This window comes from Acetobacter sp. UBA5411 (genome assembly GCF_002409645.1).
In the GTDB taxonomy this organism is placed as follows: Bacteria; Pseudomonadota; Alphaproteobacteria; order Acetobacterales; family Acetobacteraceae; genus Acetobacter.
On sequence record NZ_DHNR01000016.1, the window covers coordinates 1 to 10,016 of the forward strand.

Annotated in this window: 9 protein-coding genes; 4 read left to right on the forward strand and 5 right to left on the reverse strand. The window is 59.7% G+C overall.

Annotated elements, in window-relative coordinates:
* The coding region (locus B3759_RS04465; RefSeq protein ID WP_291364011.1) for a tyrosine-type recombinase/integrase at positions 1–533 on the reverse strand (533 nt) is incomplete at its 3' end.
* 358 nt (positions 534–891) lie between these two features.
* Positions 892–1,800, reverse strand: coding sequence for a ketopantoate reductase family protein (locus B3759_RS04470; protein WP_291364013.1), 909 nt, complete (start codon positions 1,798–1,800; stop codon positions 892–894).
* Positions 1,801–1,927: 127 nt separating this feature from the next.
* Here B3759_RS04470 and B3759_RS04475 point away from each other — a divergent pair, with 127 nt between their 5' ends.
* On the forward strand, positions 1,928–2,728 hold the full coding sequence (locus tag B3759_RS04475; protein ID WP_291364015.1) for a helix-turn-helix transcriptional regulator: 801 nt from the start codon (positions 1,928–1,930) through the stop codon (positions 2,726–2,728).
* 70 nt (positions 2,729–2,798) lie between these two features.
* Here the strand turns inward: B3759_RS04475 and B3759_RS04480 are convergent, their stop codons facing one another.
* Positions 2,799–3,656, reverse strand: a complete 858-nt coding sequence (locus B3759_RS04480; RefSeq protein ID WP_291364018.1) for an NmrA/HSCARG family protein — start codon at positions 3,654–3,656, stop codon at positions 2,799–2,801.
* A 98-nt stretch (positions 3,657–3,754) separates the two neighbouring features.
* Between B3759_RS04480 and B3759_RS04485 the strand changes: the two genes are divergently transcribed.
* A complete protein-coding gene (locus tag B3759_RS04485; protein WP_291364020.1) occupies positions 3,755–4,678 on the forward strand; it encodes a LysR family transcriptional regulator in 924 nt (307 codons plus the stop codon).
* 56 nt (positions 4,679–4,734) lie between these two features.
* On the opposite strand, the gene purN is transcribed toward B3759_RS04485, so the two are convergent.
* Positions 4,735–5,361: a phosphoribosylglycinamide formyltransferase gene (gene purN / locus B3759_RS04490; protein ID WP_291364022.1), complete on the reverse strand. Its 627-nt coding sequence runs from the start codon at positions 5,359–5,361 to the stop codon at positions 4,735–4,737.
* 11 nt (positions 5,362–5,372) lie between these two features.
* The gene (gene purM / locus B3759_RS04495) at positions 5,373–6,470 is read right to left on the reverse strand and encodes a phosphoribosylformylglycinamidine cyclo-ligase (protein ID WP_291364024.1); all 1,098 of its coding nucleotides are present in this window, start codon (positions 6,468–6,470) and stop codon (positions 5,373–5,375) included.
* A gap of 188 nt (positions 6,471–6,658) precedes the next feature.
* Here purM and B3759_RS04500 point away from each other — a divergent pair, with 188 nt between their 5' ends.
* Positions 6,659–7,336, forward strand: a complete 678-nt coding sequence (locus B3759_RS04500; RefSeq protein WP_291364026.1) for a DnaA ATPase domain-containing protein — start codon at positions 6,659–6,661, stop codon at positions 7,334–7,336.
* 324 nt (positions 7,337–7,660) lie between these two features.
* On the forward strand, positions 7,661–9,808 hold the full coding sequence (locus B3759_RS04505) for an RNA degradosome polyphosphate kinase (protein WP_408736447.1): 2,148 nt from the start codon (positions 7,661–7,663) through the stop codon (positions 9,806–9,808).
* The last annotated feature ends 208 nt before the right edge of the window (positions 9,809–10,016 follow it).

The following is a 10,016-nucleotide window of genomic DNA, read 5'->3' on the forward strand; positions in this document are numbered from 1 at the left end:
ACATCCACCCCAAGGTATCGAACCGTACTATCCAGTTTTGAATGACCCAGCAGGATCTGCACGGCTCGGATATTACCGGTTCGTTTGTAAATCATGGCAACCTTAGTCCGGCGGAGCGAATGAGTTCCATATTCCCCGGCGATCAGTCCCACCGCCTGAACCCATTGATCCAAAAGCCGGGCGTATTGCCTTGTGCTCAGGTGAGCTTTGGCGCTTAGGCGACTTGGAAAAACATACTCATTCAAGCCACCACCTCGATGTTCCAGCCACGCCCGCACGCTTTCTCGCGTTGTTTCTGTAATTTCGAATTGCACAGGTCGCCGGGTTTTCTGCTGGACGACCATGGCTCGGTGGCGCACCTGACCACTGGTAACGATGTCGCCGATACGAAGGCTGACAAGATCGCAGCCTCTGAGTTTGCTATCGAGAGCAAGATCAAACAAAGCTCTGTCTCTGATACGCTGTTCGCTCCCCAGCCAAAACCGAATGGCCCAGACGTGCTTTTCTTTAAGTGCCCGCTTGGCGCCAACCATTTTTCCTCCATTCTAAGGCACGGACGCCTTCAGCGTAGGCGATGGAAAACGCGTTTTCTTTTCCATGATACTTTCTCCTGATCAGCTGCACATGCAGCAATCAGAAGTCTGGAGGAGGACATCGACGGATAACGAGAACTATTGCCGACCGTCCGCTTTATGGAAACTTGAACGGCTCCGCTTATGACCGACATGAAGGCGACTGCTGCCTGTCTGCTCCTGTATCGCTGAGCAGACAGGCAGATCGGGGGGTGAACGGAATGTCGGGTTGCGGTCAAAATAAATGGAAAGACGTCAGTCAGTAAGGCAGAGTTTGAGATGGTGAGCCAGCCTCGATGCTGGAAGAATGCAGGCTCCGTCATGACGTGGATTTCATAGCGCTAACCGCATCAGGATCGACGGATTGTCCGAGCGTCGTCGCTGAGGCAAGCATATCGTCGACCAAGGCGCAGCACTCGGTTTCTCCTGTCGCCAGAAGAGTGCGGAACGAGGAAACGCGTGACAGTCCCCAGAGCATTCCGGCAACGGCGAAAACCGGCAGCTTTTCCAGTCTCGCCTTGTCTTTGGGGTAAATATCGTACCCCTGACCGCGGATCATGGCGAAACAGGCCCGTATGCCAATGGCCAGTGTTCGGGCACGGCTCCATGGCGCGCCTTTACCTCTTTTCTCAGCAGCGACCGCCACGCTTTCAAACGCGACACCAAGCGGAACGTGACAGCGCAGCCACAGAGCCATTTGAGGCTCGTGCCGTGCGGGCAGTCCGGCAGTCCTGAAAATCTGAGCCCAGTGCGGGTCATCCGTCAGCGTCTCGCGCTTGCCGACGACAGTTCTGAAACGCCCATTCGTATCGAAATCGGACTGAAGGAACGGCATGCCGAGTGCGGCACGTTCTGGACTGACAGCCTGTTGCAGGCGGTCCGGATCGAACGTCATGAACATGAACTGGATCTTTCGGGCCGCACTGCGCTTCAGCGTCGGCAGAAGAGCTTTGACCTGATAGTCCTTGACCGTCACGAGCACGAGATCATACGGGATGCTTTCATCCAGCCTCTCAGAAATGATCGCCGGGCCACGCTCCCCTTTCGTCGTGATAACACCGCCATCCCGCTGCAACTGTGCAAGACGCGCAGAATTCGGGCGAGCGACGATCGTCACCTCATGCTCCGTCTTTCGTGCCATATGGAAGGCAAAGGCGCTTCCGATCCTGCCGCCGCCCAGAATTGCGATGCGGAGCGAAGAAGAAGAACCGGGAGATACTACGCTCATGTCTGCGCCTTTGCGTTCTCAAGGATAAGATGAGCCCGGATTCAGGAGGAAAGCCGGGCTGATTTCCTGAAAGAGGACAGACTGGAGGGGATCGGATACACTGGTAAAGCCGTGAGCTTACAGGGGTATGAGCACTAACAGGATGAGCAATCCGCACGCCACTGAGAAAGAGCTGGGCGTCTATCTCCGCAATGCGCGTCTGAAGCTCGACCCGGCCGCACTGGGATTTCCAGTCCTTCGTCGGCGCACTCCGGGATTACGGCGTGAGGAAGTCGCGCAACGCGCGGGCCTGAGCGTCACGTGGTACACGTGGCTTGAGCAGGGACGTGGCGGAACACCGTCGGCCACTGCCCTGGAGCGACTGTCAGACGCCCTGATGCTGACGGACGCCGAACGGGAGCACCTTTTCCTTCTCGGGCTGGGACGACCGCCCGAAGCGCGTTACCGTCAGGACATGGGCGTCACGCCGAGACTTCAGCGTATGCTGGACAGTCTTGATCCCAGCCCGGCCTTTATCCGCAGTGCGACCTGGCAGATGGTGGCCTGGAACCGTGCCGCCACGGAACTGATGACCGATTTCGCGTTACTGCCTCCCGAACATCGCAATATTCTGCGCCTGATCTTTCTTGATCCCCGCGCCCGGACACTCCATCCGGACTGGGAAAGTACTGCCCGTTTCATTGTCAGCAGTTTCAGGATGGATGCGGCCCGGGCCGGTGCTTCGGAGACGATCGCGCCTCTGGTCGCGGAACTCTGTGCAGCCAGTTCTGAATTCAGGACGATATGGCACGACCGGACGATCCACACATTCGAGCACGGTGCCAAGACGTTTCATCATCCAGTTCACGGTCCCCAGACCTTCGAGGTTTCAACCTTTGCCGTCGATGGCCGTCCTGACCTGATCCTGGTCATATACGGCGAGGTGTAATTGGCACTCGTATGTAAGTGAGCACCCGTTTACTATTTCTCCGGAAGGAGAACCCATGCCGGCAATACTGTCAGACTTTGGCTGTCTGATTCGTTGCCCAGTCGGACAAGGTCAGCAGGCCGCGATGTTCATGCCTGAGGGCTGGCACATCGGCACAGAAGCCCTCGCGTGCGATCCACTCGAACATCAGCCGGAAATCATCGGGTAGCCGGTTAAGCAAACCTTGGGGGATGGTGAACATGACGGCTGGCCGCAAACCGGTACGACGCAATGTTCCGGCGGCCTGCTGTGCCGTGACGGCATCTCCGGCGATTTCAATGGCGCGGCCGATGAACTGCTCGGGATGTTCGAACGCCTCTGCGGCAAACCAGCCGACATCCCGTACCGAAACAAGGTGCATCGGCTGGCCGGGTGCCAGACAGGTTTTCATCATCGAAAGCATCGTGGTCCGAAAGATGAAAGTCGCGAAATTTTCCATGAAGGCTGCCGGACGCAGCATGGTCGATGGCAGGCCAAGCGTTCTGATCTGCTGCTCAATGGCATGTTTGCTCTCGAAGTGCGGTACGCCGCTGTCGCGATCCACCCCGCCTGCTGAACACTGAACGATATGGCTCACGCCGCATTCGGCCGCCAGCGTCGCCAGTAATCTGCCCTGGCGCTCTTCTCCCTCGGGTCCGATTTTCATGGGAGACTGCACGGACAGCACGCCATACACATCCGTCAGAGCCGCTCGCAGCGACCGTTCGTCATCGAGATTACCCTGAACCAGTTCGACACCCCGTGCTGCCAGAGCGGCGGCTTTCGGTGCCCCGGGGTTTCGCACCAGAGCGCGAATGCGCCATCGGGCGGGGCGCGCCAGAAGTTCGGTAATTGTCGCACCGCCCTGATTGCCGGTAGCGCCTGTGATGAGAATGATCGGATCCGGCATCGGCGTTCTCCCGCTGAGGAAGAAAACCTATTGCGTTCCGACAGACGGAACCAGACACTGCATCGTGGATAGTGGGTTCCAGAATCGGAACGACAACAATGAACGTCTATGATCTGTACTGCTTTGTCCGCATCGCGGAAACGGCGAGTTTAAGTGGCGCCGCACGCGCCATGACCGCGCCGAAATCGACGCTCAGCCGGGCGGTATCCAGGCTGGAAACCGAATTCGGAGCCAAGCTGTTCGAACGAGGAGCGCGTGAACTTCGTTTGACGGAAGCCGGTAATCTGCTTCTGCCTCATGCACGACGCGTACTTGATGATATCGCCGAAGCCCGCTCGGCACTGGACGGTGTCACCGGACAGCCGCGCGGCACATTGCGGGTCAATGCAGCCATGACATTCGCGCTTGGTCTTATTGCGCCAATGCTGCCCGGTTTTCTCGAACGTTTTCCCGATATGCGGGTGAATCTCGAGACGGAAAACCGTATCGTGGATGTGGCGCGCGAGGATGTCGACGTGGCGATCCGGATCGGGTCCCTCCCGGACTCCGATCTGATTGCCCGTCCGCTTGGCAGCATTGCTTTATGGCCGTGCGCCAGCCCGGGGTATCTGACACGGCAGGGAACACCGGAAACGCCCGGTGATCTTGCGTCGCACACTCTGCTGGGATGGATCGACCGCCCTGATCACTGGCGCTTCACAGATAGTCACGGTCGCGACCATGTTGTGCCCGTTCCTGTTGGCTCGGTTGTCCCGGAACCGGCAGTGCTTCAGGTCCTGCTGGAGAATAACGCCGGGATCGGACGTCTGCCGGATTTTCTTGCGGCTCCTGCCGTCAGGCGCGGCAGCCTTGTGCGACTGCTGCCGACGTTCAGAACGGAAACAGTCGAGGCACATGCCGTCTATGCGGCGCACCGCAGCCTGTCATCGAAAGTTCAAGTATTTATCGCCTCACTCCGCGATCACCTGAAAAAAATGGAAGGTCCGTTATTAGGAAATCCCAGCCAACCGCCGAACGACTGACATGAAGGCGTAAGCAGACATGCTACAGCAACGCTATTCAAGCTTTCGGCTGGCACTCACACCACCAGCAGTCCATCCTCGCTCGAAACACTGCCGTCAGCCCCAACCAGCACAGCCTTCAGAGCAGCTGGATAAAGCACATGCTCCTGCACCAGTACGCGGGCAGCCAGATCGTCTGCGCTATCCTTTTTCGGAAAGACGGGGACTGCCGCCTGAGCGATGATAGGCCCTTCATCCATGCCGGCTGTCACACGATGCACCGTGCAGCCGTGGATGCGCACGCCCGCTTCCAGCGCCCGTTCATGCGTATGCGTGCCGGGGAAAAGCGGTAGCAGGCTGGGATGGATGTTGATCATCCGGCCGGCCCATGCGTCCGTCAAAAACGGTGTGAGCAGGCGCATGTAGCCAGCGAGGCAGACAAACTCCACACCCGCTTTCCGCAATCGAGCGTCGATAGCGCGTTCGTGCGCCTCCCGATCCTTGTCGAAAGCCTTGTGGGGCACCGCTTCGGCCCGCAGGCCAAGGGAGCGGGCGTAATCCAGTCCGGCCGCATCCTCCTTGTTGCTCAGGACAAGCGCAACCTCGGCCGGAAAATTCGGCTCGGCGCAGGCGGCGATCAGCGAGCGCATGTTGCTGCCGCGGCCGCTGATGAGGATGGCGATCGGGGTCTTGCGGATGCTCACGTCAGATTGCCTCAGGACCAGGAAAAGTCCGGGGAGACAGCCATCTCCAGCGTGGGGGCCGCGTCTGCGTCAACGGCGGCTTCGACCTGTCCGAGGACGATCGGTGTTTCACCCATCTTGCTCAGACGTTCCATGACGACATCCGGCTTGGACGTGATCAGCACCATTCCGATACCGCAGTTGAACACGCGCAGCATTTCCTCGGTGGCGACGTTTCCGGTTTTCGCCAGCCAGCCGAAGACCGGAGCAGGGGCCCACGGACCGTCGATCACAGCTTTCACGCCGTTGGGCAGCACACGCGGCAAATTGCCCGGCAGACCGCCGCCGGTAATGTGGGCGGCTCCGCTCAGCAGGCCTTCGCGATGCAGGTCCAGAACCTGCGACACATAGAGTTTCGTCGGCGTCATCAGCGCCTGCGCGAGCGACTGGCCCGGTGCGAATGGGGCTGCGTCGTCGAGCTTGAGACCGGCGGCGGACAGGATGCGACGCACCAGCGAGAAGCCGTTGGAATGCACGCCACTGGAAACGAGGCCGATCAGCGCGTCACCGGCGCGGATTTCGCCCGGCAGTAGTTTGCCGCGCTCGGCGGCCCCGACGGAGAAGCCTGCGAGATCATAATGACCCGGCGCATACATGCCGGGCATTTCTGCCGTCTCACCGCCGACAAGGGCGCAGCCGGACAGGCGGCAGCCTTCGGCGATGCCTTTCACAACCTTGGCGGCATCTTCGATGGCCAGCTTGCCGGTGGCGAAATAGTCGAGAAAGAACAGCGGCTCCGCGCCCTGTACGACAAGGTCGTTGACGCACATGGCGACCAGATCGATGCCGACCGTGTCATGCAAACTACTGTCGATGGCGAGGTTCAGCTTGGTGCCCACGCCGTCTGTGCAGGAGACGAGGACCGGGTCGGAGAAACCGGCGGCCTTGAGGTCGAACAGCGCGCCGAAACCGCCCAGTCCACCCATGACGCCCGTGCGGGTCGTGGCCTTGGCGGCAGGCTTGATCGCCTCGACAAGGGCGTCACCTGCTTCGATGTCCACTCCGGCCTCGCGATAAGTGAGGCCCTTGGAAGAAGCGCTCTGTGAGGTTTCCGGGGGAGATGCGGTCATGGCGTCGGCTCGTTCTGGGCTGTGGGATGGTCTCGACAGGTGAGGGTCGAACATCCGGGACGTTTACGGTATCAGGTTTATGAGCACTCTTTAAGGCAGGCGGGGCGGCGCGCATAGCGGTGACGGAACAGGTTTATGATCCAGAACGCCCCGGTCAGCCCGGTTCGGGCGAAAAAAGACCGGATGACATGCGTCAGCTGCCACTGCCGTTCGGGCATAAGCGCCGCTTTGACGAGGCGGGATTCGTGTCCGGTCGCTCGAATGCGGCTGCGCGAACTTGGCTGTTTGCAACGGATGCGGAAAAAAACTGGTCGGAGAACCGGCTGGCGCTCTGGGGCGGGCAGGGGCGCGGCAAGACTCATCTGCTGCAGGTGTGGGGACAGCGCAACGACGCGATGATCGTGGATGCGGCGCAGGGTCTGCCCGACATCGCGACCTTGCTGGAACGCACGCCCCGCGCCTTGGCGCTCGATGCGCTGCCTGAGCAAGGGCTGGATGAACTGGCGCTGCTGCGTATCATCAACACCTCCCGCGAGCGCCGGATGCCGCTTCTCATGGTGGCGCGGACGCCGCCGAGCCTGTGGACGGTGACGCTGCCAGATCTGTGCAGCCGTTTGCGGGCGACGATGACGGTGGAAGTCGGGCCTGCCGAGGATGTGCTGCTTTATCGGTTGATGTTGCGTCTGCTGGCTGAGCGTCAGCTGGTTGTGCCCAGACAGATCACAGATTGGCTGTTGCAGCGTCTGCCGCGGGAAGCCTCGGTGATAGAGGATGCGGTCAGCCGGATTGACGCGGTGACCCTTGCCTCGGGACAGCCTTTCGATCTGCGAGCGGCCACGCGTCTGCTGGCGGATCTGAGTGAGTGATGCTGCGTTTAAAGTGACGCCGTCGACATCTTCCCTGCATATGTTCTTAAATTGTCATATGACAAAAGGATGATGGGCTCATACCATTTAGCCTGCATAAAAATAACACGCAGACAGTTATTGCGCTGAATCACAGCCGCACAGGAGAGCACTTTGTCGGAGCATGAGGGAAACAGAACGCGAGGAGTGGGCCGTCGCGTGAAGGGAACCCGTGCGCCTGCGTCCGCCAGATCGCAGGGCACTCGTCGGAAAGCAGCAGCCGCCAAGGCTCAGACAGGTACAGCGGTTGCACGGAGCCGGACGCGGAAGGCTGCGCCAGCTCCGGTGGAAATTACCGCAACGTCTCCTGACCGCTTTATCAACCGCGAACTGTCCTGGCTCGCCTTCAACCAGCGTGTGGTCGAGGAAGCCGATAACCAGCGTAACCCCTTGCTGGAACGTCTGCGCTTCCTGTCCATCAGCGCCAGCAATCTTGACGAATTTTACTCCGTGCGTGTCGCCGGTCTGGTGGGGCAGGTGCGGGAAGGACTGGTTTCGCTTTCTCCCGATGGGCTGACGCCCTCCCTCCAGCTGGCGGCGGTGCGGGAACGCTGCGTGCAGCTTTTCCGCGAGCAGCAGCGTATCTGGGTGCATCTGCGGGGTCTTCTGGCCGAAGCCGACGTGACGCTGTGCGGATTGGAGCAACTCGACGCCGACGATCGCATCTGGCTGTCCGACTTTTTCATGGACCGCGTCTTTCCTGTTCTGACACCTCTGGCTGTCGATCCGGCGCATCCGCTGCCTTTCATCCCGAATATGGGACTTGCGCTCGGTCTGAGCCTCGTATCCGAGGAAACCGGCCTGTTTGTCATGAACGGCCTGATCCTGCTGCCCGCGCAGGTAGATCGTTTCATCCGTCTGCCATCTCTGCCGGGCAAGCCGCCGTCCGTGCGGTTCGTGCTGCTGGAAGACCTGATCAAGCTGTGTATTGATCGGCTCTATCCGGGGCTGGCGGTCGTGGAGAGCGGCACCGTGCGGGTGATCCGTGACACCGATGTCGAATTCGAGGATGAGGCGGAAGATCTTGTCCGCGCCTATGAGACGGCGCTGAAACAGCGTCGTCGTGGCGTGGTGATCCATGTGGACATGCAGGAAAGCGTGCCACGCGGTCTGGTCGATGCGATCGTCGATGAACTCGATCTGCCGCCTGAAGAGGTTTCCGTTCATTCAGGCATGATCGGTGTGGTCGATCTGAAGCAGATGATCGTTGATGATCGGCCTGATCTGCTGTTCCCTCCCTACACGCCGCGTTTTCCGGAGCGGATTGTGGATTATGGCGGCGACTGTTTTGCAGCCATCCGCGCCAAGGATCTGATCGTCCATCATCCGTTCGAGAGTTTCGACGTGGTGGTGCAGTTCCTGCGTCAGGCGGCGCTCGACCCGAATGTGATCGCCATCAAACAGACGCTGTATCGCACGTCGCGGGACAGTCCGATCGTCAAGGCGTTGATCGAGGCGGCCGAGGCGGGCAAGTCCGTAACGGCGATGGTGGAACTGCGTGCGCGTTTTGACGAGGAGGCGAACATCCGTCTCTCGCGCGCACTTGAGGCGGCGGGTGTGCAGGTCGTGTTCGGTTTCTCGGACCTCAAGACCCATGCCAAACTGAGTCTTGTCGTACGCCGGGAAGGTGGGACTGTCCGCTCCTACGCCCATTTTGGAACGGGTAACTATCACCCGATCACGGCCAAGATTTACACTGATCTCTCATTCTTCACCTGTAATCCTGAGCTGGTGCGTGATTCGGCGCGTCTGTTCAACTATGTCACCGGCTACGCCAGACCGGCGAAGATGGAGGCGATCGCCTTCTCGCCGCTCACATGCCGCAAGACGCTGAACCACCTGATCGATGAAGAAATCGAGCATGTCCGTCAGGGACGTCCGGGCCAGATCTGGCTGAAAATGAATGCACTGGTTGATCCGAAGTTGATCGACAAGCTGTATGAGGCCTCCTGCGCCGGGGTAAAGGTCATGGGCGTCGTGCGGGGCATGTGCTGTCTGCGGCCGGGTGTGCCGGGCCTGTCGGAGAATATCCGCATCAAGTCCATTGTCGGTCGCTTTCTCGAGCATGCACGTATCTATGCGTTCGGGAACGGTCACCGTCTGCCGTCGCGTTCCGCCAAGGTGTTCATCTCCTCGGCCGACTGGATGACGCGGAATATGGACTGGCGTGTGGAAAGTTTGGTGCCGATCACCAATCCGACTGTCCACGCGCAGATCCTTGATCAGATCATGGTGACGGATCTCAAGGACAATCTGAATTCTTGGATTCTGGAAAAGACAGGCGTATGGCGTCGTCTTGATCCGGGGAGCAAGCCGTTCTCGGCGCATGAATGGTTCATGACTCATCCGTCTCTCTCAGGAAGAGGGTCGGCGGCGACGCAGATCACCGGGCGTTCGGCCCAGCCTCCACGGGATCGGTTGGCTGACGACTGAGGCTGTTGTCCTTCTTTGCGAAGCTCCGGAAATCTTTCTATAAAAAGGGAAAGATTTTCGGAGATGGCCAGATGAGCACTGACCGGTTTGTGTTCGGTGATGAAAAACTCACAGCGACAGTGTCCGCTCAGGGGGCGGAACTGGTTTCCCTGACGCTGCCGGACGGCACGGATGTGCTGTGGGATGCTGGCCCCGCGTGGAAGCGGCA

Excerpts from the sequence above, each read along its gene's own strand:
- B3759_RS04475 (WP_291364015.1), top strand. The coding sequence starts at position 1,928 with ATGAGCACTAACAGGATGAGCAATCCGCACGCCACTGAGAAAGAGCTG.
- B3759_RS04485 (WP_291364020.1), top strand. The coding sequence starts at position 3,755 with ATGAACGTCTATGATCTGTACTGCTTTGTCCGCATCGCGGAAACGGCG.
- B3759_RS04480 (WP_291364018.1), bottom strand. The coding sequence starts at position 3,656 with ATGCCGGATCCGATCATTCTCATCACAGGCGCTACCGGCAATCAGGGC.
- purM (WP_291364024.1), bottom strand. The coding sequence starts at position 6,470 with ATGACCGCATCTCCCCCGGAAACCTCACAGAGCGCTTCTTCCAAGGGC.
- B3759_RS04500 (WP_291364026.1), top strand. The coding sequence starts at position 6,659 with ATGCGTCAGCTGCCACTGCCGTTCGGGCATAAGCGCCGCTTTGACGAG.
- B3759_RS04470 (WP_291364013.1), bottom strand. The coding sequence starts at position 1,800 with ATGAGCGTAGTATCTCCCGGTTCTTCTTCTTCGCTCCGCATCGCAATT.